At 72.9% G+C, this 23,949-nt stretch carries 23 protein-coding genes and 1 pseudogene; 10 read left to right on the top strand and 14 right to left on the bottom strand.

From position 1 onward, the window contains the following. The first annotated feature begins 71 nt into the window (after nucleotides 1–71). Together ACFYVL_RS10765 and ACFYVL_RS10770 are read left to right on the top strand one after the other, a co-directional pair. Nucleotides 72–1,208 (top strand): ATP-binding cassette domain-containing protein, encoded by a 1,137-nt coding sequence (locus ACFYVL_RS10765; protein ID WP_389242975.1) that lies wholly within the window; start codon nucleotides 72–74, stop codon nucleotides 1,206–1,208. A gap of 58 nt (nucleotides 1,209–1,266) precedes the next feature. Beyond that, the gene (locus tag ACFYVL_RS10770) at nucleotides 1,267–2,016 is read left to right on the top strand and encodes an ABC transporter permease (protein ID WP_389243425.1); all 750 of its coding nucleotides are present in this window, start codon (nucleotides 1,267–1,269) and stop codon (nucleotides 2,014–2,016) included. 122 nt (nucleotides 2,017–2,138) lie between these two features. Here the strand turns inward: ACFYVL_RS10770 and ACFYVL_RS10775 are convergent, their stop codons facing one another. Together ACFYVL_RS10775 and ACFYVL_RS10780 are read right to left on the bottom strand one after the other, a co-directional pair. Further along, a complete protein-coding gene (locus ACFYVL_RS10775; protein ID WP_389242976.1) occupies nucleotides 2,139–2,903 on the bottom strand; it encodes a hypothetical protein in 765 nt (254 codons plus the stop codon). Nucleotides 2,904–3,118: 215 nt separating this feature from the next. Next, complete coding sequence (locus tag ACFYVL_RS10780; protein WP_389242978.1) at nucleotides 3,119–4,321, bottom strand: flavin-containing monooxygenase; 1,203 nt, start codon at nucleotides 4,319–4,321, stop codon at nucleotides 3,119–3,121. 223 nt (nucleotides 4,322–4,544) lie between these two features. Between ACFYVL_RS10780 and ACFYVL_RS10785 the strand changes: the two are divergent. Together ACFYVL_RS10785 and ACFYVL_RS10790 are read left to right on the top strand one after the other, a co-directional pair. Next, a pseudogene (locus ACFYVL_RS10785) lies at nucleotides 4,545–4,993 on the top strand (DoxX family membrane protein). Next, nucleotides 4,993–5,427: a Zn-ribbon domain-containing OB-fold protein gene (locus ACFYVL_RS10790; protein ID WP_389242980.1), complete on the top strand. Its 435-nt coding sequence runs from the start codon at nucleotides 4,993–4,995 to the stop codon at nucleotides 5,425–5,427. Before ACFYVL_RS10785 ends, ACFYVL_RS10790 begins: the two are co-directional and overlap by 1 nt. Here ACFYVL_RS10790 and ACFYVL_RS10795 read toward each other — a convergent pair. The 4 genes from ACFYVL_RS10795 to ACFYVL_RS10810 form a co-directional block, all read right to left on the bottom strand. Continuing rightward, nucleotides 5,417–6,265, bottom strand: coding sequence for a DUF2785 domain-containing protein (locus tag ACFYVL_RS10795; protein WP_389242982.1), 849 nt, complete (start codon nucleotides 6,263–6,265; stop codon nucleotides 5,417–5,419). The two genes, ACFYVL_RS10790 and ACFYVL_RS10795, sit on opposite strands and share 11 nt — an antisense overlap. A gap of 147 nt (nucleotides 6,266–6,412) precedes the next feature. After that, nucleotides 6,413–7,150 carry a pyridoxal 5'-phosphate synthase gene (locus tag ACFYVL_RS10800; RefSeq protein WP_389242983.1) on the bottom strand — a complete coding sequence of 246 codons (738 nt, stop codon included), beginning with the start codon at nucleotides 7,148–7,150 and terminating at the stop codon, nucleotides 6,413–6,415. Between the two features lie 30 nt (nucleotides 7,151–7,180). Then, nucleotides 7,181–8,425: an FAD-dependent monooxygenase gene (locus tag ACFYVL_RS10805; protein WP_389242985.1), complete on the bottom strand. Its 1,245-nt coding sequence runs from the start codon at nucleotides 8,423–8,425 to the stop codon at nucleotides 7,181–7,183. A 214-nt stretch (nucleotides 8,426–8,639) separates the two neighbouring features. Further along, nucleotides 8,640–9,851, bottom strand: a complete 1,212-nt coding sequence (locus ACFYVL_RS10810; RefSeq protein WP_389242987.1) for an acetyl-CoA acetyltransferase — start codon at nucleotides 9,849–9,851, stop codon at nucleotides 8,640–8,642. 146 nt (nucleotides 9,852–9,997) lie between these two features. On the opposite strand from ACFYVL_RS10810, the gene ACFYVL_RS10815 reads away from it, so the two are divergent. Next, a complete protein-coding gene (locus tag ACFYVL_RS10815) occupies nucleotides 9,998–11,239 on the top strand; it encodes an acyl-CoA dehydrogenase family protein (RefSeq protein ID WP_389242989.1) in 1,242 nt (413 codons plus the stop codon). Next, nucleotides 11,239–11,730 carry a nitroreductase family deazaflavin-dependent oxidoreductase gene (locus ACFYVL_RS10820; RefSeq protein WP_389242991.1) on the top strand — a complete coding sequence of 164 codons (492 nt, stop codon included), beginning with the start codon at nucleotides 11,239–11,241 and terminating at the stop codon, nucleotides 11,728–11,730. Before ACFYVL_RS10815 ends, ACFYVL_RS10820 begins: the two co-directional genes overlap by 1 nt. Nucleotides 11,731–11,854: 124 nt before the next feature. Here ACFYVL_RS10820 and ACFYVL_RS10825 read toward each other — a convergent pair whose 3' ends face one another. Further along, nucleotides 11,855–12,502: a TetR family transcriptional regulator gene (locus ACFYVL_RS10825; RefSeq protein WP_389242993.1), complete on the bottom strand. Its 648-nt coding sequence runs from the start codon at nucleotides 12,500–12,502 to the stop codon at nucleotides 11,855–11,857. Between the two features lie 253 nt (nucleotides 12,503–12,755). On the opposite strand from ACFYVL_RS10825, the gene ACFYVL_RS10830 reads away from it, so the two are divergent. From ACFYVL_RS10830 to ACFYVL_RS10840, 3 genes are all read left to right on the top strand, one after another. Beyond that, nucleotides 12,756–13,583: a VOC family protein gene (locus tag ACFYVL_RS10830; RefSeq protein WP_389242996.1), complete on the top strand. Its 828-nt coding sequence runs from the start codon at nucleotides 12,756–12,758 to the stop codon at nucleotides 13,581–13,583. Nucleotides 13,584–13,856: 273 nt separating this feature from the next. Further along, on the top strand, nucleotides 13,857–16,271 hold the full coding sequence (locus ACFYVL_RS10835; RefSeq protein ID WP_389242998.1) for a PQQ-binding-like beta-propeller repeat protein: 2,415 nt from the start codon (nucleotides 13,857–13,859) through the stop codon (nucleotides 16,269–16,271). Between the two features lie 376 nt (nucleotides 16,272–16,647). Beyond that, the gene (locus ACFYVL_RS10840; protein WP_389243000.1) at nucleotides 16,648–17,253 is read left to right on the top strand and encodes a hypothetical protein; all 606 of its coding nucleotides are present in this window, start codon (nucleotides 16,648–16,650) and stop codon (nucleotides 17,251–17,253) included. 96 nt (nucleotides 17,254–17,349) lie between these two features. Here ACFYVL_RS10840 and ACFYVL_RS10845 read toward each other — a convergent pair whose 3' ends face one another. The 5 genes from ACFYVL_RS10845 to ACFYVL_RS10865 form a co-directional block, all read right to left on the bottom strand. Further along, on the bottom strand, nucleotides 17,350–17,709 hold the full coding sequence (locus ACFYVL_RS10845) for a GntR family transcriptional regulator (protein ID WP_389243002.1): 360 nt from the start codon (nucleotides 17,707–17,709) through the stop codon (nucleotides 17,350–17,352). 4 nt (nucleotides 17,710–17,713) lie between these two features. Next, nucleotides 17,714–18,715, bottom strand: coding sequence for a DUF1648 domain-containing protein (locus ACFYVL_RS10850; RefSeq protein WP_389243004.1), 1,002 nt, complete (start codon nucleotides 18,713–18,715; stop codon nucleotides 17,714–17,716). Nucleotides 18,716–18,854: 139 nt separating this feature from the next. Further along, nucleotides 18,855–19,652, bottom strand: a complete 798-nt coding sequence (locus ACFYVL_RS10855; RefSeq protein ID WP_389243006.1) for an enoyl-CoA hydratase/isomerase family protein — start codon at nucleotides 19,650–19,652, stop codon at nucleotides 18,855–18,857. Beyond that, a complete protein-coding gene (locus ACFYVL_RS10860) occupies nucleotides 19,649–20,119 on the bottom strand; it encodes a Zn-ribbon domain-containing OB-fold protein (protein WP_389243008.1) in 471 nt (156 codons plus the stop codon). Before ACFYVL_RS10860 ends, ACFYVL_RS10855 begins: the two co-directional genes overlap by 4 nt. A 6-nt stretch (nucleotides 20,120–20,125) precedes the next feature. After that, complete coding sequence (locus ACFYVL_RS10865) at nucleotides 20,126–21,274, bottom strand: lipid-transfer protein (protein ID WP_389243427.1); 1,149 nt, start codon at nucleotides 21,272–21,274, stop codon at nucleotides 20,126–20,128. A gap of 112 nt (nucleotides 21,275–21,386) precedes the next feature. Here ACFYVL_RS10865 and ACFYVL_RS10870 point away from each other — a divergent pair, with 112 nt between their 5' ends. Continuing rightward, nucleotides 21,387–23,003: a FadD3 family acyl-CoA ligase gene (locus tag ACFYVL_RS10870; RefSeq protein ID WP_389243010.1), complete on the top strand. Its 1,617-nt coding sequence runs from the start codon at nucleotides 21,387–21,389 to the stop codon at nucleotides 23,001–23,003. Nucleotides 23,004–23,057: 54 nt separating this feature from the next. Here the strand turns inward: ACFYVL_RS10870 and ACFYVL_RS10875 are convergent, their stop codons facing one another. Both ACFYVL_RS10875 and ACFYVL_RS10880 read right to left on the bottom strand, forming a co-directional pair. Continuing rightward, the gene (locus tag ACFYVL_RS10875) at nucleotides 23,058–23,468 is read right to left on the bottom strand and encodes a hypothetical protein (protein ID WP_389243012.1); all 411 of its coding nucleotides are present in this window, start codon (nucleotides 23,466–23,468) and stop codon (nucleotides 23,058–23,060) included. Between the two features lie 298 nt (nucleotides 23,469–23,766). Further along, on the bottom strand, nucleotides 23,767–23,916 hold the full coding sequence (locus ACFYVL_RS10880; protein WP_389243014.1) for a hypothetical protein: 150 nt from the start codon (nucleotides 23,914–23,916) through the stop codon (nucleotides 23,767–23,769). Nucleotides 23,917–23,949: the final 33 nt, after the last annotated feature.

Here is a 23,949-nt window from a genome sequence, read left to right on the forward strand (position 1 = left end):
CTCCTCGGCCTTGACCGCCATCCTAGATATGCGTAACCCTTACGCAGTAAAGCGTATGACTTACGCAATAGATGGAAGGTGTCACCGTGCTCGCCGTGCCCACCCCGTCGTCCCCGTCGTCTCCGCCGCCCCCTGGTGTGGCATCCGCCTCCAACCCCGCCTCCACCTCCGGACCCGCCCCCACCTCCGACCCCGTCCGCGACTCCGCTTCCGCCTCGTCCGCCTCGTCCGCGACGGCCGCCGAGCGCGGGGTCACCGTCCTCGCCACCGGGCTCACCAAGTCGTACGGGGCGACACCCGTTCTGCGGGGCGTCGGTCTGGCGGTTCCGGCCGGGCAGGTGTTCGCGCTCCTCGGGCCGAACGGTGCGGGCAAGACCACCACCGTCCGCATCCTCGCCACCCTCACCACCGCCGACTCCGGTACCGCCCGGGTCGCCGGGCACGACGTCGGCACCCGCGAGGGACGCCGCGCGGCCCGTCGGCGGATCAGCCTCACCGGGCAGTTCGCCGCCGTGGACGAGGCGCAGACCGGACGCGAGAACCTCCGGATGACCGGCCGGCTGGCCGGGCTCGGCAGGGCCGCCGCCCGCGCCCGCGCCGGTGAACTCCTGGACCGCTTCTCGCTCACCGACGCCGCCGACCGTCTCGTGCGCACCTACTCCGGCGGTATGCGCCGGCGCCTGGACCTGGCGGCCTCCCTGGTCACCGACCCGTCGGTGCTCTTCCTCGACGAGCCGACCACCGGCCTCGACCCGCGCAGCCGCCAGGAACTCTGGCAGATGGTCCGGGAGTTGAGCGGGCGCGGCACCACCGTGTTCCTCACCACCCAGTACCTGGAGGAGGCGGACCGCCTCGCCGACCGGATCGCCCTCATCGACGGCGGGCGAATCGTCGCGGAAGGCACCGCCGCCGAACTCAAGTCGCACGTCAGCGGGCACCGGCTGGACCTCACCCTTGCCAGCAGGGCCGCCCACGACCGCGTCGCCGCACTGGGCATCGCCACCCACCAGGACCCGGCCGCCCTCCTGGTCGGCATCCCCACGGACGGCACCGCCGCCCACGTCCGGAGCCTCCTCGACGCCCTCGACCCGGACGGTGCGGACATCGCCTCGTTCGCCCTGCACACCGCCACCCTCGACGACGTCTTCCTCGCGCTCACCGAGTCGGCGTCCCCGCTGACGCCACCGACGGAGACCACCCATGTCTGAGGCCCTGACCCGCACGGGCACCCCGACGCGCGCGAGCGCCCCGGTCCGGCTGGGCGTGCTGACCCGGGCGAGCGTCCTGGCCGGGCGTTCGATCCGTATCTCGCGCCGCAACGTCGACGCGCTCATCACCTCGATCGTCCTCCCGGTGATGCTGATGCTGACCTTCGTGGTCTTCTTCGGCGGCGCCATCGACACCGGTACGTCCACCACGTACGTCACCTACGTCGTGCCCGGAGTGCTGCTCCTGTGCGCGGGCTTCGGGTCGGCGTCCACGGCGGTCTCGGTGTCCGAGGACATGAAGACCGGGATCGTCGACCGTTTCCGTGCCTTGGACATCGGTGGTCTCCCGCTGCTCGCCGGGCACGTGGCCGCCTCGGTCGCCCGCAATCTGCTGGCCACGGCGATCGTTCTCGCGGTGGCCCTGGCGATCGGGTTCCGTCCCTCGGCAGGCCCCGCCGGGTGGGCCGCGGCGGTCGCCCTGCTGGCCGCGTGGATCGTCGCGGTGTCGTGGCTCTCGGCGGCGGCGGGCCTCCTCGCCCGTACGCCCGAGGCGGCCAACGGCTACACGTTCTTCATGATGTTCCTGCCGTACCCGTCGAGCGCCTTCGTCCCGGTGGCCACGATGCCGGTCTGGCTGCACGGGTTCGCCGAGGAGCAGCCGGTGACCCCGATGATCGAATCCCTCCGCGCACTCCTGCTCGGAGAACCGGCGGGCGGCACACCGTGGGTGGCGCTCGCCTGGTGCGGAGGGATCCTGGCCGTGGCGATGCTGCTGACCGGAGCGCTCTTCAGGCGGCGGACGGCCTAGGACGGAGTGCGCCAGGCGCCGAGGCCGCCCGCACAAGGCGGTCGGCGCGTCCCGGACAGCGGGCGGTCCGTCCCAGCAGGTGGGAGGGGGCGGGAGCGGTCTGTCCCACCGGCCGTCGGCCCTCAGCGGGCGGACTGCTTCCTGTCCCGCAGGGTGTAGCCGCCCTCGATCACCGGCATGTCGGCGGCCGGGGCCATGCAACGGGTCAGCAGGGGACTGCCCTTGGCCGTGGCGCCCGAGAGGCCCACGTACGAGGTGCCCCGCGCGGGGACGGAGAGGCTGACGCCCATGCGGGTGTGCGGCTCCAGGAGCTTCGTCCACGGGTGGTCCGGGCTGGTGCGGACCAGGCGGCCGGTCACGGTGGCGTTGGGGCCGCCGGTGGTGAGGCAGTCCACCGCGAACTCGCCCCAGGCGAGCTTGCCCTGCTGGCGGTGGGAGATGCGGAAGGTGCCCCACGAGCGGGTGGGGATGCTGCCGGGGCCGTAGGTGGAACGGGCGTTCACGGACACCCGTACCTCGTCCTCGCCGACCTCGTAACCCACCCTCGCCTCCCCCTTGAGGGCGGAGACCCGGGCCGTTCCGGGGGCGCCGGGTGCGGTGATCGGGGCAGGGGAGCCGGCGGTGCCGGCGGTCCCAGTGGTGCCAGCAGTGCCAGAGGTCCCAGTGGTGCCGGGGGTGAGTGCGGCGGTTGCGGCCGGGGGCGTCGTGGGGCCCGCTTCCGGTACGGGCGCGGGGGCCGCCACCGCGACCGGCGCGGCGACGGCGGCCACCAGGCCCACGACGGCGGTGACGCGCAGGGCCCGCTTCAGAAGAGCGCGGCTCGGCACTTCGGGGCTCGGCCCGGCGGGGCTCAGCCTGGCAGGGTTCGCCGCATCAGGGTTCCGCACGGCGGGATTCGGCGCGGCAGGGTTCGGTACGGCGGGGCTGGGCACGGCGGGGTTCGGCACGGCGGGGCTCCGATCGGACGGTACGGAAGGCGAGTTGGCCGGTGGGTGAGTGGCCGCGTGACCCGTGGTGCACGCGGTGACCCTCACCTCGACCTTCGCCCGCGCCCGTTTCCCCGGACATCGTTCACGGGTACCGGGCGCCTCCGCCGTACGGGCTAGGACCCGCCCCGGGAGCGCGTCGCGAGGCCGCGGGACACCGCCCGCGCGATCCGGTCCGCGTCCATGGCCATCTCGCGGAACATGCCGGAGATCGGGTTGGTGAAGCCGGTGAAGTGGAGGCCGGGGGCCTTCGGGGCGGTGGCCGCGCCGTGGACGGTCGGGCGGCCCCGGGCGTCCAGTACGTCCAGGTGCCCGACCAGGTCCTCCAGTGCGCGCCGGTATCCGGTCGCGGCGACCACCGCGTCGGGGGCCAGCCGCGTGCCGTCCGCGAGCACCGCCTCGCCCGACTCCGGGTCGAAGGACTCCAGGGCGGCGACCGGTTCGACCCGGCCCGCCTGGATCGCGGCGATCAGGCCCACGTCCTGCACCGGGATGGCGCCCTGCTTCACCCGCGAGTAGAGGCCCGCGGTGGGCCGGGGCAGGCCGTGCTCGGTGAGGTCGGGGACCGAGACGCGGCAGACCACGTCGCCGGCCCGGTCCACCAGCCCCACCGGAAGCCGTCTCACCAGGATGCCGGTGCGCTGCGAGGGCCAGCCCGCGGTGGACCGGCGCAGGATGTACGGCGCGGTGCGCACCGCCAGCCGCACCCGGGAGGCGCCGCCCTCGACCAGGTCGACCGCGATCTCCGCACCGGTGTTGCCGACGCCGACCACCAGCACGTCGCGGCCCGCGTACGGCTCGGCGTTGCGGTACGAGGCCGCGTGCACCAGCGTGCCCGGGTACGCGTCGGCGCCCGGCCACTCGGGCAGCCGGGGGGTGTGGTTGAAGCCGGTGGCCACCACCACCGCCGAACCGGTCAGCACCCGGCCGCCGGTGGCGTGCAGCGTCCAGCCGGGGCCGCCGTCCGCGGCCGGTTCGATGCGGGACACCTCGACGCCCGTCACGATCTCCAGCTCGTGGTGCTCGACGTACTTCTCCAGGTAGCGCACCACGTTGTCGCGCGAGACCCAGCGGCCGAAGGAGCGCGGCATCTTCAGCCCCGGCAGCCCGGACAGGGCGCGGGTGGTGTGCAGCCGCAGCCGGTCGTAGTGGTTGCGCCAGGAGGCGCCGACCCGGTCGGACTTCTCCAGGACCACGGCCCGTACGCCCCGCGCGCGCAGTGCCGCGGCGGCGGCCAGCCCGCCGGGGCCGCCGCCGACGACGTACACGGGGCGGTCGTTGGTGGTGGCGATGCCGGGATCGTTGGAGAGGGGAGACATGAGTCGTGAGCGTAACCGCGCCGTCGCTTGATGGGTCTCGGTCAAGGGTGGAATCGGTTGCGAATTGATTACGCAGGGTGGCGTAGGAGTGTGTTGGCGAACGCGCGGACGAGTGGGTCCCGGCCGTACCGGTGAACTCGTCGGCACTGCACCCCTCTTGCGTCCTGCCGCCCCGTCCGCTGAACTGACGTACCGTCAGAAATGAGTGGAGGGGGCCGTCCCTGTGCAGACCATCTGGCTCGGCGGCGCGGAGTGGCTGGCCGTGCTGCGTATCGGACCGGGGCTGTGGTGGCTGGAGAGCTGGCGCCACAAGGACAAGAAGGGCTGGTTCGAGCGCGGGACGGGGATCGCCTGGGCCGCCGACGTCGCGGGCAAGCACAAGTGGCCCGTGGTGCGGAGGGGGTTCGAGAGCGTCGTCGCACCTCGGCCGAAAACGATGGCCTACCTCGTGTGTACGCCGAACTCGCCCTCGGGCTCGGCCTGGTGCTCGGCTTCCTCACCCCGGTCGCGCTCGTCGGCGGGCTCTTCCTCAACCTCCTCTACCTCGTCCTGATGATCCACGACTGGGCCGAGCAGGGGCAGAACGCGATGATGGCGCCGATCTCCCTGGTCGCCCTCCTCGCCATGCCCTGGCAGACCTGGCCCCTCGACCACGCGATCGGACTGTTCTGATGACCACGCCCAGGACGGCGGCGACGACCGCCGCCACCCCCGACATCGACGCCTTCACCCGCCCCTACTGGACGGCGGCGGCCGAGGGCCGGCTGCTGATCCGCCGTTGCGCGGACTGCGGGCGCGCACACCACTACCCGCGCGAGTTCTGCCCGTACTGCTGGAGCGAGGACGTGGCCTGGGAACGGGCGGGCGGACGCGCCACGCTCTACACCTGGTCGGTCGTGCACCGCAACGACCTGCCGCCCTTCGGGGAGCGCGTCCCGTACGTCGCCGCCGTCGTCGACCTCGCCGAGGGGCCCCGGATGATGACGGAGCTGGTGGACTGCGCGGAGGAAGACCTGAAGGTGGGCGCGGAACTGGAAGTGACCTTCCGCCCGTGCGACCCGGGCCCCGCACAGTACGCGGTCCCGGTCTTCCGCATCACCCGGTAGCGGCCCCTCGGCCCAGCCACCCCAGCCGCCCGCGCAGCACCTCCAGCACCCGCAGGCGCACCGGTTCCGCGTGCGGCGGCAGCCCGCCCCCGGCAAGGCCCACGGCCAGGTGCAGGTGCACGCTCTGGAGGGTGGCGAGGGTGTTGAAGTACCGCTGCGCGGGCCTGCCCGTACGCGGTGCGGCCAGCGCCCCTTCCACGATGTCGAGCCACGAGACCGCGGCTTCGGCGGTGAGCCCGGGGCGCAGCAGCACGACGGTGATCGCGCGGGCGAGCCGGGCGTCCTCGGACTGTGCGTACGAGCAGCGGTCGTCGTCCGCCGTCATACGGCGGGCGCACAGCGCGAGCAGTTCCTCGCGGCGCGCGGGGGAGCAGTCCGGGTGGCCGCCGAACGCGGCGGCGGCGTCCGCGCCGTGCGCCACCGCGTGCAGCCAGCCGAGGGAGTCGCTCCAGCCCTCCGTCTCCCGTTCGGCCGCGTACCAGTCGGCGAACGCCCGGTACCAGCGGTCGACGGCGGCAGGCCGTACGAGGCCGGGGGGTGCGGCCGTCGTGCGTTCGAGTATCGAGTCCAGCACGAGCGGCGCGAAGGTGCGGGCCTGCACCTCGGGATGCGTGGCGAGCCGCTCGGCCATCGCGTCGCCCAGTGCCTCCAACGCGGAGTCCAGTTCCCCGGCCCCGATCCAGGTGGCGGCGGCGCTGTAGGCCAGCGCGTCGCGGAGCTCGGGGTCGGGGGAGGCCAGGGCTTCCTTCAGGGCGTGGACGAGCGCGGCGGTCGCGGTGTCCCTGGGGAAGGCGAAGTCCCGCTCCCGCAGGGCGGTCCAGTACGACTTGTCGATCATGGGCCCATGATGGTGCGCGTCCTTCTGAACCCGCAGGGGTTTTCCGCCCGCACGCCAAGCCTCCCCGGAACGCCAAGCCCCCCGGAACACCAAGTCCTCCCGGGCGCCAGGCCCCGGCCCGTACCACCCACCCCCCTTTATCCCCCCTCAAGGCCACAGCAGTTCGCGGGTCCAGCCCGTGGTGGTTCTGCGGTAGTGGAGGCGGACGTGTTGGCGGCGGGGGTCGCCCTGGAAGAACTCGACATGCGTGGCGGCCAGCGTGTAGAGCGTCCAGGTCGGGGAGAGGGCCCCGGGGTCGGCCTGGGCGCGGGTCCAGGCGGCTTCGGAGGCTTCGGCCAGTTCCTCGCGGGAGCCGAGCACCTCGCTCATCCGGCCCGTGAGGGCGGCGGCCAGGGCGCCGGTGGAGCGGGCGTGCAGGTCGGCCGCGCTCTCCTCGGGGGTGCCGGAGACGACCCGGCCCTCGACGCGGACCTGGCGGCCCTGGACCGGCCAGTAGAAACCGAGTGCCGCGTCCGGCCGGGCGGCCAGTTCGCGGCCCTTGCGGCTGGTGCTGTGGGTGCCGAAGTGCCAGCCGCTCTCGTCGGCGTCGTGCAGCATGACCGTACGGACCGAGGGGCGGCCGTCCCCGTCGGCGGTGGCCAGGCTCATGGTGTGCGGCTCCGCCTGGCCGGCCGCCGCCGCCTCGCGCAGCCAGGCGCGGAACAGCGGCAGGGGCGCGTCGGGCGCCGTGTCGGGGTCGAAGTCCGGGAGGGCCGCGCCGTCCCAGACCCGGAGCGTGTGCAGCAGGGCGCGGAACTCGCGGGCGGCCGTGTCGTCGGGCCCGGGGGCCGGAGCACCGGCCCCTCGCCCGCCGTCCGTAGCGCCGGGTTCGTCGTGTGTCGTCATGGGCCGATTGTGCCCCTGGGGCGTTCGGGGTCAGGCCCGCTGGAGGCCGGACACCCGCGCGTACTCCTTGACCGGTACGGCGTGCGCCATCCGCTGCACGTCCTGGGTGATCTTCTTCGCGACGAGGTTGCGCCAGGGCATCTTCGGCAGCATCCGCATCATCAGCATCCGCAGCCGGATCTTCCACTTCCGGTCGACCGTCATCTCGCCGACGAACTTCTCCGCGAACCGCTGGCAGTGCTCGACGCCCGGCCGCATGTGGCGTTCGTACGCGGCGAAGGCCGGCTCGAAGTCGCCCTGTGCCGCCGCGAGTTCACCCGCCAGGTGGTACGCGCCGAGCAGGGCCAGACCCGTGCCCTGGCCGGACGCCGGGGACGCGCAGTGCGCCGCGTCCCCCAGCAGCACCACCCGGCCCCTGGACCAGCGGTCCGTCTCGATCACGCCGATCGAGTCGAAGTAGAAGTCGTCGGCCGACTCGGCGTTCGTCAGCAGCCGGGGGATCTCCCAGCCCCGGTCCCCGGCGAAGGCGTCGGCCAGCAGCCGCTTCTGGGCCGCCGTGTCCCGGTGGTCGTACGCCAGCTCGGGCGAGGCGAAGACGAACATGTTCTTCGCGGTGGTCTGGCCCCGCGAGCTGTACGCGCACACCAGCTTGCCCGGGAGCGCGTGGTACGCCTCGTGGCGGTCCAGTTCCAGGTCGTTGGGCGCGGTGAAGATCGAGATGTAGGCGCCGAGGTGCCGGGCGAACCGCGCCTCGTCGCCGAAGACCAGACGGCGGGTGTGGGAGTGCATGCCGTCCGCGCCGACGACCAGGTCGAAGCGGCGCGGCGGCGCGTGCTCGAAGGTGACCAGGACGCCGTCCTCGTCCTCGGCGAGGGAGGCGATCGAGTCGCCGAAGAGGTACTCGACGTCCGCGCGGGTCCGCTCGTGGAGGATCGCGGCCAGGTCGCCGCGCATGATCTCGTCGTCGTCCCCGGCCCGCCCGCCGAAGAACTCGGCCGGCATCTCGCCCACCACCCGGTTCTCCGCGTCCACGTAGGACCCCGTGCGCATGTCCGTGGAGCGGGCGCGGACCTCGTCCATGATGCCCATTCGTTTGCACACCTCGACGGCGGTGCCGCGCAGGTCCACCTTGTAGCCGCCGGAGCGGAGTTCGGGGGCGCGCTCGACGACCGTCGGCACGAATCCGTACCGGTGCAGCCACAGGGCGAGGGCGGGGCCGGCGATGCTCGCGCCGGAGATGAGGACGGTGCGGGCGGGCTTCCTGGTGCGCGTCATGTCGGGCTCCTCGTGGTCGGGTCGGTCCGGCCGGGGCGGATGTGCTCCACCGGCCGACAACTCGACTGTACGAGTGTGTAAGACGCTTGTCTATGACGGCTGTATAGATTTATTCGGAGGGTGGGATTCCGATTGGTGGGGGGTGTGCGTCCGTTTCTCCGGGGGGCTCCCACTCCGGAGTGGGAGCCCCCCGGAACGCGCGCCCCCGCCCCCGTCACCGCCCCAGCAGCACCGTCCCCGCCGAGCAGAACCAGCCGCCCGTCCCCGAGGCGACGGCCACCTCCGGCAGTCGCCCGCCCGCCTTGCGCACCTGGCCCTCGCCCGCCTCACCCCGCAGCTGCCGTACCGCCTCCACCAGCAGGAACAGTCCGCGCATCCCGGGATGGCAGGCGGACAGGCCGCCGCCGTCCGTGTTCACCGGCAGCTCGCCGTCCCGCAGCAGCCGCCCCTTCTCCACGAACGCCCCGCCCTCACCCTTCGCGCAGAACCCCAGGTCCTCCAGCGTCACCAGCGTCATATAGGTGAACGCGTCGTAGATCTCGGCCACATCCACGTCCGCGGGCGTCAACCCGGCCTCGGCGAAGGCGAGCCGGCCGCTCCGTGCCGCCGGGGAGACGGTGAAGTCGTCCCATTCCGACATCGTCGTGTGCGACACCGCGGCCCCCGACCCCAGCACCCACACGGGCGCCTTCGCCGTGTCCGGTACGTACTCCTCGGCGACCAGCAGCACCGCGCAGCCGCCGTCGCTGCGGATGCAGCAGTGCAGCTTGGTGAAGGGGTCCGCGATCATCGGCCCGTCGAGCACGTCGTCCACGGTGATGGGGTCGCGGAACATCGCGTCCGGATTGGTCGCGGCGTTCGCCCGCGCCTGTACGGCCACCGAGGCGAGCTGCTCCAGGGTCGTGCCGTACTCGTGCATGTGCCGGCGTGCGGCCATCGCGTACTTGGCGACGAGCGTGTGCCCGTACGGCACCTCGAACTGGAGCGGGCCGCGCGAGCCGAAGGAGAGGTTCGAGGTCCGGCGGCCCGCCTTGATGTCCGCGCGCGCCGTCGACCCGTACACCAGCAGCACCGCGTTGGCGTGACCCGCGGCGATGGCGTCCGCCGCGTGGGCGGCCATCACCTCCCAGGTGGCGCCGCCGACCGAGGTGGAGTCCACCCAGCGGGGCCTGAGTCCGAGGTACTCGGCGACCTCGACCGGGGCGAGCGTGCCGAGTCCGGCCGAGGCGAAGCCGTCGATGGCGGAGCGGTCCAGGCCGGAGTCGGCGAGTGCGCGGCGGGCGGCCTGGGCGTGCAGGGCGTACGGGGTCGCCTCGTCGACCCGGCCGCAGTCGGCGAGGGCCACCCCCGCGACGGCGACCCTGCGGCGTCGGCCGCCCTTCCGGTCCTGGCGGGAGTCGCGCGGCGTGTGCGGGGAAGCAGTCATGAATCTGACGGTACATCAGATATGGCGGCCGGATCCGGCTCGGTGAGGGACCGGCCATCGGTGGGCAAGTACGCACGCGGCTATGGGCATTGAGGGGGTCCGGCCCTAACATGACGCACCGTCAGATCAGGGGAGGAGCACACGAGATGGACGCCGCCTTCACCGCGGAACAGGACGAGATCCGCCGCACCCTGCACGAACTGCTCACCAAGCGCTGCGGCCCGGACGACGTGAAGTCCGCCGCAGCGACCGCCGAGGGGTACGACCGCGAGCTCTGGCGGCAGCTCGCCGAGGAACTGGGACTGCCGGGGCTCGCGCTGCCCGCCGAACACGGGGGAGCGGGCGCCGACTGGGCCGACCTGGTCCTGGCCTGCGAGGAGACCGGTCGGGCGCTGCTGCCCTCCCCGCTGTTCGCCACCTCGGTGCTCGCCGCACCGCTGATCGGGGCGCTGGGCACCGAGGCCCAGCGCGCCGCCCTGCTGCCCGGCATCGCCGCGGGCCGCACCTCGGCGACGCTCGCCGTCCCCGGCGGCGCACTGTCCCTCGCACTCGGGCTGACCGGCGACAACACCGCCCACGAGTGGGCCGGCGGCGGACGCTCCGGCGGCGTGCAGGCGCGGCACACCGCGCAGGGCTGGGCGCTGTACGGGCAGGCCGATCAGGTGCTCGACGGGCACGGCGCCGCTCTGCTGGTGGTCGCCGCGCACACCGGCGGCTTCGCGCGCAGCCGCACCCTCCTGTTCGTGGTGCGCGCGGCGGACGCGGCCGGGCTCGCCCGGGTGCGGCAGGTGTCGCTGGACGAGACCCGTCCGCAGGCGGTCCTCCAGTTCCGCGACGTGGAGGCCGAGTTGCTCGGCGACGAGGACGCGGAGCAGGCGGTGGCGCGGGCGCTGGCCGAGACCGGCCGGGGTGCCGCCGCGGTGCTCGCCGCCGAGGCGGTCGGGGCCGCGGACCGGGCCCTGGAGCGGACCGTGGAGTACGTGAAGGCGCGCGAGCAGTTCGGGCGGGCGATCGGCTCCTTCCAGGCGGTGAAGCACCGGCTCGCCGATGTGTACGTGCAGGTCGCGGCGGCCCGCTCGGCCGCCTGCTACGCGGCCTGGGACCCGGCGGGCGGCGGCCCGCTGGCCCTCGCGCAGGGCCTTCAGGCGCTGCGGGCCGCGGCTTCGGAGGCGATCCAGCTGCACGGCGGGATCGGTGTCACCTGGGAGCACGACGCGCATCTGTACTTCAAGCGGGCGGCGGCCGACGAGCTGCTGTTCGGCCCGGTGCACCGGCTGCGCGGACATGCCGCGGACCGGGCGGGCATCTTCGGCCCGCCGCGGTCGCGGGAGGGCGACGGGCCAGGCGGCCCGGACGGCGGCCACGGCACGAGGGCGGAGGCCGTCTGATGGCCACGGCGACCGGCGCGAGCGCCGGTGTGAAGCTGATCCGGAAGGTGTCCTCGACGCGGGCCTTCGCACGGGTCGCACCGCACGTCATCCCCGCGATGGACCGCGCCGTGCACCGGCTCACCAAGGGAAAGGTGCTGCTCAGCGCGCGCATGCTGCCCGGTGTCATCCTCACGGCGCGCGGTGCGAGGACCGGGCTGCCGAGGGCGACCCCGCTGGCCTGCATGCCGGAACCGGAAGCGGGGACCTGGATCCTGATCGGGTCCAACTTCGGCCGCCCCGGCCACCCCGCCTGGACCGGGAACCTGCTCGCCCACCCCGACGCCGACATCAACTGGCAGGGCCGGGACATCCCGGTGCGGGCCCGGCTGCTCGCGGGGGAGGAGCGGGCGCGGGCATGGCGCGCGGTGCTCGGCTTCTGGCCGCCGTACGCCACGTACCAGCAGCGCATCGAGCGGGAGATCCGGCTGTTCAGGATCGAGCGGCGCTGAGGGCGGCGGGTCCGGGTACGCCGATGGCGGACCACATGCGTGATCCGCCATCGGGTGACAGGACTTGGTGGGGTTCGTCCGGTACGGGTGCCTTCGTGTACCTGCGCGTACTTGCGTACGGTGCCTACTTCGTGGGCTTCTTGCCCGTAATTCCGAGATGCACCAACTGCGCCAGGTTCGGCCGCAGTTCCGCCTGCTTGACGCCCCAGGTGGTGAAGCCCTTCTGGTGCGAGGCCACGGCCGCGAGCATCGCGACCAGGGAACCGGCCATCGCCGCCGGGCTGATGTCCTTGTCGACCTTGCCCTTGGCCTGGAGTTCCTTCACCGAGTCCGTAAGGGAGTTGGTGACGGAGTTCAGGATCTTCATGCGGATCTTGTAGAACCGCTTGTCGCCCTCCGCGGCGCCGAGGTCCACGACCCGCAGGATCGCGTCGTTCTTGCGCCAGAAGTCGAGGAATCCGTCGACCAGATCCTCGGCGGTCTGCCAGCCCGCCTTGCCGACCCAGGAGCGGCCGGAGACCAGTTCGGTCAACCCGGCCCCCTCCTTTGCCATTTCCTCCGCGATTTCGAGGACGGCGCCCTCGACGTCGGGGAAGTACTGGTAGAAGGTCGCGGGCGAAGTCCCGGCCTTTCGTGCCACATCGATGACTTTGACGTCCCGGTAAGGGGACGAGCTGAGCATTTCGCTGAGGCAGTCGAGCAGCTTCTGCCGCGTCGCCTGACCGCGTCGACCGGCCACGCGGCCGTCGACGGTGCGTACTTGTCCTGTCATGCCGTCAGCTTACCGAGGGGTGATCGGAGCGCGATTCGGCGAGTGCAAATGGGTTTCCGGCCAGAGTTGGCCATGTGTCCGGCCGGTTGTGAGTGGTGCGTGGGGTTGTGGGCCACTCCTGGGGTGTTCGTACCGGATGGCGGTATGTGGGAGGGCGCTCCACGGCATCCCCCAATAGTGTTATCAACAGCCTGTGGACAACATCGGTGGATATCCCCGGGCGGGGATCTCCGTGAGCGGGAAGGATCGGTCCATGACCGCATTCGCAGAAGGCGTGCCCTGCTGGATCGACGCGACGCTCCCCGATGTCGCCGCGGGCAAGCGCTTCTACGGCGAACTGTTCGGCTGGACCTTCGACGATCCGGCCGGCAAGGAGTACGGCTACTACACGCAGGCGTACTCCGGCGAGGGCGAGGAGCGGAGGAACGTGGCCGCCCTGGCCCCCAAGTCCGACGGCCGGATGCCCACCGCCTGGGGCGTCTACTTCGCCACCCCGGACGCCGCCGCCCTCGTCTCCCGGGCGAAGAAGGCGGGCGGACAGGTCGTCATGGACGCCATGCCGGTCGGCCCGTTCGGCACCATGGCGCAGATCGCCGACCCGGGCGGCGCGGTCTTCGGCGTCTGGCAGGCGGGCACCCACCCGGGCTTCGAGAAGACCGCCGAGCCGGGCTCCTTCTGTTGGACCGAGGTCCTGGTGCGCGAGGCGGACAAGGAGCGGGTCGACGCCTTCTACGAGTCGGTCTTCGGCTTCCGGGGCACCGACCTCACCGAGGAGACCGGGGCGGACTACCGTGCCTGGGCGCCCGAGGGCAGCGAGCCGGGCGACGAGAGCGTCATGATCGGCGGGCGGTCCGTCATCTCCGGGGCGTTCCCCGCCGAGCTGCCGCCGCACTTCCTCTCGTACTTCGCCGTCGAGGACTGCGACCGGACCGCGGCCGAGGTCCAGCGGCTCGGCGGGCGGGTCACGCACCCGCCCTTCGACATCCCCTACGGCCGGATGGCCATCGCGGTCGACGACCAGGGCGCCGTCTTCGCCGTGCTGGAGGCGCCGGAGCAGGACCCCGGGGGCGGGCGGGCGTAGGAAACGGGGAATGCACCGGGGGAGGGTGCCGGGAGAAGGACTGCGGGATGAAGAGCGCCGGGAGAGGGCGTCGGGAGAAGCGCACCGGGGAAAGGAAGCCGTTTATCAGGAGAAAGGGGCGAATTAGGGGGAAACACTCCATTCCGGCCCCGGGTTAGCCACCACGCCGGGAGACAGGAAGAATCAGGGGAGCGCACCGCTGGGGGTGCCCAGCGGATGAGACGCTGCACAGGGCTGTGCGTTGCGGCCGGTGCACGGGGAGGTGGCAGGCAAGTGGAGCAGCTGACGCAGCACGATCCGCGGCGGATCGGCCCGTTCGAGGTCCTGGGACGGCTCGGTGCCGGCGGGATGGGGCTCGTCTATCTCGCGCGGTCCGCGTCCGGGCGCCGGGTGGCGATCAAGACGGTGCGTACGGAGCTCGCCGAGGACCAGCTGTTCCGGGTCCGTTTCACGCGGGAGGTCGAGGCGGCCCGCGCGGTCTCCGGCTTCTACACGGCGGCCGTGGTCGACGCCGACCCGCGCGCGGCGGTGCCCTGGCTGGCGACGGCGTACGTCCCCGCCCCCTCCCTCGAAGAAATAGTGAACGAGTGCGGGCCGATGCCCGCGAACGCCGTGCGCTGGCTGGCCGCCGGCATCGCCGAGGCCCTCCAGTCCATCCACGGCGCGGGCCTGGTCCACCGCGACCTGAAGCCCTCCAACGTCCTCGTCGTCGAGGACGGTCCGCGCGTCATCGACTTCGGCATCGCGTCCGGCGTCTCCAACACCCGCCTGACCATGACGAACGTCGCCGTGGGCACCCCCGCCTACATGTCCCCCGAGCAGGCCAGGGACTCCCGCAGCGTCACCGGGGCGAGCGACATCTTCTCGCTCGGCTCCACCCTCGTCTTCGCCGCCACCGGGCACGCCCCCTTCCACGGGGCGAACCCCGTCGAGACCGTCTTCATGCTGCTGCGCGAGGGTCCCGACCTCGAAGGACTCCCGGACGAACTCCGTCCGCTGATCGACTCCTGCATGGGCATGGAGGCGGCACTGCGCCCCAGCCCCGCCGACCTCCAGGCCCAGCTCGCCCCGCACCTCTTCTCCTCCGGCGGCGACGACAGCGGCACCGCGTCGGCCTGGCTGCCGTCCCGGGCCACCGCCATGATCGAGGAGCGCAGGGGCGGCGGCCGGGCCCCGGCCGCCCCGGTCGCCGCACCCCGGCGCGACCCCTCGCCGCCGCCGCGCCCGCAGAACCCGCCGCCCTATCCGCCCCCGCCCTCCTACGCGGACCCCCGCACCGGGCACGCGTCGCCGCCCCCGCCCTCCTACGCCGACGGCCCCGTCCGGCTCGCCGGGGCGCAGGTGCCGATCGGTCCCGGCCCCCGGGTGGCCGACGGGCAGGGCGCCGCCGCTGCCGCCGCGGTCGCCGAGGCCACCGGGCCCGCCACCGGATGGGTGCGCCCGCCGGGCGGGATGACCGGCGGACTGAACGGCGTACCGGCCCCGGCGCACGCACCGCCCGCGTCGCCCCCGCCCGGCGGCGCGCCCGGCGCGTCCCCCGAAGGCCCCGCGGCGACCGGCTGGCGCCCCTGGCGGTTCCGGATGTCCAACGACGTGTGGGGGACACCGGCCGTCGCCGGCGACCTGGTGTACGTCACCTCCTTCGAGGTGCACGCGCTGGACGTGGCCTCGGGCCGCCGCCAGTTCAAGACGCGGGACGTGGCCTGGGCGATGGCGGTCTCCGGCGGCCGGATACACGCCTCCGACGGGCCCACGCTCTACGCCCTGGACGCGACCGACGGCTCCGAGCGCTGGCGGCTGCAGACCGACGCCTGGGTGTACTCCCTGAAGGCGGCCCGCGGCACCGTCGTCACCGGCACGCGCGGCGGCGGCGTACAGGCCTGGGAGGCTTCCAACGGCCAGAAGCTCTGGGAGATCACCGGCGCCCAGACCGACTTCGAGACCCCGGAGGCCGGGCCCGCCGTCCACGACGACACGGTCTTCGTGTGGCAGGACGCCAGGCTGCGGGCGCTGGACGCGCGCTCCGGCATCGAACGCTGGTCGTACCCCATCGGGGACGCGGCGTCCTGCGGGGGAGCCCCGGTCCGGGTCACCCCCGCCGAGGACGGGTACGCCTACATCTCCGCCGGCACCCGGGTCCTCGCGGTCGACCTGGCGTCGGGCCACGTGCGGTGGCACTTCGAGGCCCCGGCGGTCTTCCTGTCCGCCCCGGCCTTCGCCCCCGGCCCCGCCGTCACGGGCGGCGGCATCTACCTGGCCGACTACCTCGGCACGGTGTACGCCCTGGACGCCTCCACCGGCAAGGACCGGTGGCGGATCGCGACGGAGTCCCGGCAGTCCATCGAACCCGTACTGGTCGCCGCGGGCCACGTCCACGTCGGCAGCGGCAGCGCGCTCTACACGCTCGACGCGGTCACCGGCACGCCCAAGTGGCGGTTCGCGGCGGGCGGGGAGGTGGTCGGCGCGCCCGTGGTCGCGGACGGCCGCGTCCACTTCGGCTCCGCCGACCACTGTCTGTACACGGTGGACGCGGCGGGCGGACAGCTGCGCTGGAAGCTGAAGACCGGCGGGGAGATCACGGGGTCGCCGGTGGCGGAGGCGGGGATCGTGTACGCCTGCAGCAAGGACCGGTGTGTGTACGCGTTGGACGCGGTGAAGGGGACGGCCACGGGGCGCACGGCACGATAGGCCGGGCCGCCCGCCCCCCACTCCCGGGCCCCGGATCTCGGCCCGGGGCCGTGCCGCCCCGGCCTGCGGCGGGCTGTGCCCCGCCCCTTCCCCAGGCCGCCGGCCGCGGGGCTGTCGTTCGCCTGCGGGTGCGTTGTTTGTTGCTCGCGCAGTTCCCCGCGCCCCTGAAGGGGCCTGGGAACCGAGGGGGTGTCGCCCTGCGTCTGTGACCCCGTTGAGAAGATCCCGTGCCCTTGTCAGGGCCCCTGCCCGGCCCGCCGGGTTCGGGGCTACGCCGCAACGCTGGCGCTGCTAGGGTGTCATGCACTCGTCCTTACGGGAAATTTATTCCTGCCGGAATGTCCCAAACCGCACCAAACCAACGGGGGTTGGAAGCATGAAGCTTCGCCATGTCCGTGCAGTGGCCGTCTTCGGTATCGCAGTGGTCGCGCTCACCGGCGCCCGCGGCTCGCACGGCGGAAGTTGCAGCGGCGGTTCCAGCAGCCACGGCTCCAGCAGCTCCAGCAGCGGGGGCAGCGACTCCAGCTCCAGCTCCAGCTCGTCGAGCGGCGGCGACTACCAGGCGTCCACCGGCGGCTACGACGGCTCCAGCTCGTCCAGCGGCAGCTCCAGCACGTCCTCCAGCGGCAGCTCGGACAGCAGCTCCTCCAGCAGCGGCACCGTCGGCTCCGTCCCCGGCGTCGGCGGCAGCGGCAACGCCTCCCGCGACCTGCGCATCTCCGAGTGCAAGTACGACCCGTCGCGCGGCCTGGTGGCGCGCATCTCCGCCACCAACAGCAGCTCCTCGCAGACCTACACCTACCGCTTCACGGTGAAGTTCACGAACAGCGGCACCACCGTCGGCACCCGCAGCGGCAGCATCCTCTTCGTCGCCCCGGGCCAGAACGAGTCGCGCGACTTCGCCACCCCGTACGTGAAGAAGGACACCGAGTCCCTGATCGGCCGTTGCGAGGTCAACAACGTGACCCGCAGCAGCTCCTGATCCGGGAGCGGCCGGTCCGGTACGCGAAGGGGCCCCGGCCGCGGCTTGTGCAAGCCGCGACCGGGGCCCTCGTGCGTGTACCGCCGCCCCCAGTCCTCAGTCGGCCAGGTTGGCCCGTACCAGCGCCAGCAGGTCCTCCTCCGGCATGCCCAGCCTGCGCGCCTCGTCGACCAGGTCGCCGATCCGCTCCAGCAGCCGGGCCCTTCCCGGTGCCACCGGCGCGTCCACCACCACCGCTCCCCGGCCCCGGCGCAGCTCGATCAGGCCCTCCTCGCGCAGCCGCTGGTAGCCGCGCAGCACCGTGTGGACGTTGATGCCCAGCGAGTCCGCGAGGACGCGGGCGGCGGGCAGGCGTTCGCCCGGTTCGACCGTGCCGTCGGCGATCGCGCCGCGCACCGAGGCGGCGATCTGGTCGCCGAGCGGTACGGACGAGGCGGGATCCAGTGTGAACAGCATGTGGTCAGCGGCTTTCTCGGGGCCCGTGGGTCCCGCGGCGTTCGATGAGGGTGGCGAGGAGGGCGGCCCCGGTCGCCGAGTCGTCCACGGTGACCGCGAACTCCCGTCCGTTGGTGCGCCGGACGACTATCGCCTCGCCGGAGCGCACGATGAGCCCCGTGCGATTGTGCCTGATCCGGTAGCCCCAGCCGCCGTAGTCCGCGACGGGGTCGATGTCGCGGAGGTCGGCGGTGCTCATGCCGCCCAGGGGGATGTGCAGCGCGGGCCGGTGCAGCACCGCGGGGGCGATCGTGAGGCCCCGGCGGTCCACGACCACGTACGCGGACACGAAGAGCAGCATCAGGGCGCCGACCAGCAGCAGCGGCACGGCCGCCGGCCAGTACCCCACCGCGCCGCACACCGCCCCCGCGACGACGGCGGCCGTGGCGGACAGCACGGCGGGGCCCGAGCCGAGCCGGTGCGACCAGCTGGCCACCTCGCCGTCCGCCAGGTCGATCCGGCCGGTCGTCGTGGTGGGGCCGTCCTGGGCGGGGGAGTCGGGCAGCGCGAGGGCCAGCAGGAAGCCGACGGCCGCAGCGGCGAGCGCGACACCGAGCGCCACCGCCAGGTGCCACAGCGGGAAGCGGGCGTCGGCCGCGTCGGCCACTGAGCGCTGGACGGCGGTGCTCACCGGCAGCAGATAGCCGAGGAAGGCCGCCAGACCCCAGCCGACGGCGAGCAGCCCGCGCAGGCCCCCGGGGCGGGAGCGCCCCCTCGCGACGTTCAGCGCGACGAAGGCGAAGACCGCGCCGAGCAGGGTGAACATCCCGATGCCGGTGAGCACCGCCACGGGCACGGAGAGATAGCTGACCGGCCTGCCCGAGGCGTCGAAACGACTGGCCATGGGGTCGGGCAGCCGGTCGCGGGCGGCCAGGAACACGGTGAGGTGGACGAGCAGGGCCAGGACGTACGGGGCGACGCCCAGGGCCAGGAGACGCAGGCGTCCCGAAGTCGTGCGCAGGGTCATGGTGAACCTCCAGTTGTTTGCATACTACTAGAACAACTGGAGGTGAGGAAAGGAGTTGTTCGCATCCAAGGCGAACAATGGTCGGGCGGCGCCGTGATGCTGTGATGTCGCGGTGCCGCGGTGCTGCGCCGCCGAGTCCCTAGCGAATGCGGAAATCTCCCTTCCGGTTCCCGAACAGTTCCGACTGCCGCTCCGCCGGCAGGTTCCCCAGCGCGATCAGCTGCGGTGCCCGCGCGAACGCCTGCGCCATCGCCGCCTCCTTCGTCGCCCACACCGCCCGCACCGTGCCCTGCACCGCCTCCGTCGGGCAGCCTGCGATCACCTCGGCCGAGCGCAGGGCGGCGGCCAACTCCTCTCCGTCCGCCGTCAGTTCGGAGACGAGGCCGACCTCGTACGCCCGCCCCGCCGACATCCGTTCCGCCGTGCCGAGCAGTGCCATCCGGGCGATCTCGCCGTACGGCATCCGCTGTGCAAGCAGTGCCGTCTCGTACGCGCTGACCATGCCGTACGTGGTGTGCGGGTCGAAGAAGGTGGCGCTCCGGCCCGCCACCACGAACTCCGCCTCGCCCAGCAGGTAGAACGCCCCGCCGCAGGCCATCCCGCGCACCGCCGCGACCACCGGTTTCCAGAGGTCGTTGGCCTTGGGCCCGATGGTCAGCAGGGGGTCGTCGACGGAGTACGGGGACGACGGCTGCGGCACCTCGACCGTGCGGTCGATGCCGGTGCAGAACGCCTTGTCGCCCGCGCCGGTGAGCACGGCCGCCCGTACCGTGTCGTCGTAGCGGAACTCCCGCCACACGGCGGCCAGTTCGGCGGCGGTCGCCAGGTCGATCGCGTTGAGCCTGTCCGGCCGGTCGAGCGTGACGACCGCGACCCCGCTCTCCTTGTCCCGCTCCACCCGCACACCGGACGACGTGCCCGCCGCGGCCCCGCTCACGGCCGCTCCAGCAGCCAGCGCGGCACCGTCGTCCCGTCCGGCAGCCGCGTGAAGGCCACCTGCACCTTCGCCCCGATCCGCAGCCGTTGCGGATCGACCGAGTCCAGTCGTGCGTCCGGTTCGGCGACCACGTTGCCGACCAGCCGCACGCGGGGCGCGTCCGCCAGCTCCACGATCACCGCGTTGTACGGGGCCTGGGCGGCGTACGCGGGCAGCAGCGGCGGATGGGGGACGACGTACGACCAGATCGTGCCCCGCCCGCTCATCAGCTGCCAGTCGCTCGCGAAGGAGTGGCAGTGCGGGCAGCACGGGCGGGGCGGGAAGCGCAGCTCCCCGCAGTCCGCGCAGGACTGGACGCGCAGCTCGCGCCGGGCGGCGTACTCCCAGAAGGGCGCGCCGTCGTCGTCCGGGACGGGGCTCAGCAGGCCCTCGTGGACGGTGTCCCGGCCTTCGTGTGCAACGCTCATCGCAGGTCAACTCCTCAGCAGCAGAGCGGAAGTGGGGACGCCCTCGCCCGCCGTGACCAGGCAGGTGGCCGCGTCCGGAACCTGGGCGGTGGAGGTGCCGCGCAACTGCTTCACACCCTCGTTGATGAGGTTGAAGCCGTGCACGTACGCCTCGCTGAGCCCGCCGCCGCCGGTGTTGATCGGCAGCCGGCCGCCGCTCTCCAGCGCGCCGCCCTCGGTGAACGCGGCCCCTTCGCCGCGCCCGCAGAACCCGTACCCCTCCAGGGAGAGCGGGATGAGCGGGGTGAACGCGTCGTAGATCTGCGCCACGTCCACGTCCTCGGGGCCGAAGTCGGCCTGCTTCCACAGCTGGCGGGCGGCGGTCCAGGCGGGGCCGGTCAGCGGGTCGTCGTTCCAGTAGTTGACCATCCCGTGGTGCTGGGCGGGCAGGCCCTGGGCGGCGGAGTGCACGTACACCGGCCTGCGGCGGCAGTCCCCGGCGCGCTCGGCGCTCACGATCACGCACGCCAGCGCGCCGTCGGTCTCCAGGCAGTTGTCGAAGAGGCAGAGCGGCTCGCTGATCCAGCGGGAGGTCATATACATGTCGCGGGTCAGCGGGCGTTCGTACATCATCGCGGCCGGGTTCTGGTTCGCCCGGTTGCGGCAGGCGAGGGCCACGTTGAAGAGGTGGTCGCGGGTGGCGCCGTACTCGTGCATGTAGCGGCGGGCCAGCATGCCGATCTCGTCGGCCGGGCGCAGCAGGCCGAACGGGCGGGTCCACTGGGCGGGGGTCGGCAGCTGCACCGTCGTGTTGCGCCAGGGCCTCGGCCCGCTCCCGCGCTTGCGGGAGCGCCAGGCGACCCCGACGCTCGCCTGGCCGGTGGCGACGGCGGAGGCCAGGTGCGCGACCGTCGCGCACGAACCGCCGCCGCCGAAGCCCACCTTGGAGAAGAAGGTGAGGTCCCCGGCCCCGATGGCCTTGGCCACCTCGACCTCGTCCGTCTCCTCCATCGTGTACGAGGCGAGGCCGTCCACCTCGGCCGGGTCGATGCCCGCGTCGTCGAGCGCGGCCAGGATCGCCCGGCAGGACAACTCCTTTTCGCTCTGGGGGAGTTGTTTGGCGAAGGGGGTCTGTCCGATCCCGACTATCGCCGTCGCGTCCTTGAGTCCTGTCATGCGTGCCGTCATGATCCGGGGCCACCTCCGCGAGCGTCCTGACTGCTGACAGCGCGTCAGGCTACAGCTAATCTGACGGATAGTCAGCTAGTGGTGGTAGGGAGTACTCGCGATGCGAAGTGGCAAGCAGATGCAGTGGAACACCATCCCGGAGCTGGTCCAGCAGGCCGCCGCGGACCACGGGGACCGCGAGGCCGTGGTCGACGGCCGCACCCGGATCTCCTACGCGGAACTGGGCGAGCGCGTCGAGCGGGCGGCGGCGGCCTGTCTGGCCCGCGGTGTCCGGCGCGGGGACCGGGTCGCGATCTGGGCGCCCAACAGCCTCGACTGGATCGTCTCGGCCCTCGGGGCGGTCACGGCGGGGGCGGTCCTGGTGCCGCTCAACACCCGGTTCAAGGGCGCGGAGGCGGCGTACATCTGCCGCAAGTCCGGGGCCAGGCTCCTCTTCGTCACCGGCACCTTCCTCGGCACGTCGTACGTCGCCTCGCTGCGCAGGGCGGCGGCCGAGGGGCCCGGGAAGCGGCCCCTGCCCGGCCTTCCCGACCTCACCGACGTGGTGGTCCTCGCCGACGACGCGGCCCCGTCGGCCTTTCTGACCTGGAAGGACTTCCTCGCGGGCGGTGAGCAGGTGAGCGGTGCGACGGTCCGCGCCCGCGCGGGCGAGATCGCCGCCGAGGACCCCTCGGACCTCATCTTCACCTCCGGCACCACCGGCCGTCCCAAGGGTGCGGTGATCACCCATGAGCAGACGCTGCGGGCGTACGACATCTGGGCCGAACTCGCGGGGCTCCGGGAGGGCGACCGCTATCTCGTCGTCAACCCGTTCTTCCACACCTTCGGCTACAAGGCCGGCGTCATCGCCTGTCTGACCAGGGGCGCGACGATGATCCCGCAACCGGTGTTCAACGTGGACACCGTGCTCGCGAACATCGCCGCCGAGCGCATCTCCGTCCTCCCCGGCCCCCCGACCCTCCACCAGTCCCTGCTGGACCACCCCTCGCGCGGCTCCCACGACCTGAGCGCCCTGCGCCTGGTGGTCACCGGAGCCGCGGTGGTCCCCCTCCAGCTCGTCGAACGCCTCCGCACGGAGCTGCGCATCGCGACCGTGCTCACCGCGTACGGCCTGTCCGAGGCCTCCGGCTTCGTCTCCATGTGCCGCCGCGGCGACGCCCCGGAGACCATCGCGCACACCTCCGGCCGCGCGATCCCCGACACCGAGATCCGGGTCGAGACCGCCGACGGCACCCCGGCCCCGCCCGGCACCCCGGGCGAGGTCCTGGTCCGCGGCTTCAACGTCATGCAGGGCTACTACGAGGACCCCGACGCCACCGCCGCCGCCCTCACCCCCGACGGCTGGCTCCGCACGGGGGACGTGGGCGTACTGGACGAGGAGGGCAACCTCCGCATCACCGACCGGATCAAGGACATGTTCATCGTCGGCGGCTTCAACGCCTACCCCGCCGAGATCGAACAGCTCCTCGGCCTGCACCCGCAGATAGCGGACGCGGCGGTCATCGGCGTCCCCGACCCCCGCCTGGGCGAAGTGGGCAAGGCCTACGTGGTCCGCCGCCCCGGCACCACCCTCACCGCCGACGACGTGATCGCCTGGTCCCGCCGCGAAATGGCCAACTACAAGGTCCCCAGAGAGATCGAATTCGTCACCGAACTACCGCGGAACGCGAGCGGAAAAGTGGTGAAGGGGGAGCTGAGGGGGCGGACGGGGGGCTGAACTTGGTCCTGGGCCGGGGAGTGTGCCGGAGCGCGGGCTGGGGCGCAGGGCGCTTCAGCCCAGCCCCAGCGACTCCCTGGCCGCGTCGTGCAGGTCCTGGATCTCCTGCATCGCCGTGCGCCAGGCCGGGTCGTCCGGTCGTACCGCCCGTGCCGTGTACTCCGCCTCCCGCAGCCGGGACGCCGCCGAGGGGATGCGGGCTATTTCCACCGTGACCGCCCAGGCGTCCAGGAACTGGGTCAGGGGGGCCAGGCTGCCCGTGCGGGCCGAGAGGGAGAGGGACTCCTCCATCTGGCGCTCCAGCTCCGGCAGCTGGTGCGGGGTCAGCAGGGCGACCGCTCCGCGCAGGCCCGCCGTGCTGCGGTCGGGGCGGGGGAGGAGCGGTACCGCGGCGGAGCCGGGCCGCTCGCCGGTGGTCTGTTCGGCGGTGGCAGCTGCTCGCGCGGCGGGGCGGTCGGCGGTCATTCCGGTCCTTCCGGGTCTTGCGGGACGTGCGGTCCGGCTGCCCCGGGCCGGTGAACGGGCTCCTGGCCTGGGGTTTCGTCGCGCGCTGATCCTGCTGTCTCGTACGGGAGGAGGGTGGAAAGGCGGTACTGGTTGCGTCTGATCTGTACGTGTATGTCACACGGATGCTGGGCCGGTCACCGCGGGTCCGGGCAGCGGAAAACACGACGGCCGCGACGGCTCCCCCTCCGCGCCGCCGCGGCCGTTCCCCCGTGCCCCCGTGTCCCCCCCCGGGGTCCCCCGTGCGGTGGTGCGGTTCTTAGTTGGCCGGCTCCGAGGTGGTGTGCTGGTCACCCTGGGTCTTGGCCGGCTCGGTGGTGGTGTGCTGGTCGCGCTGCGTCTTCACCGGCTCCGACGTGGTGTGCTGGTCGCCCTGAGTCGTGGTGTCGGGCTTCTTGGCGTCGCTCATGGCTTCTCCTGAAAATGGGTTTTCGAGCGGTCG

Origin of the sequence: Streptomyces sp. NPDC004111 (assembly GCF_042874215.1) — a bacterium.
Taxonomy (GTDB): domain Bacteria; phylum Actinomycetota; class Actinomycetes; order Streptomycetales; family Streptomycetaceae; genus Streptomyces.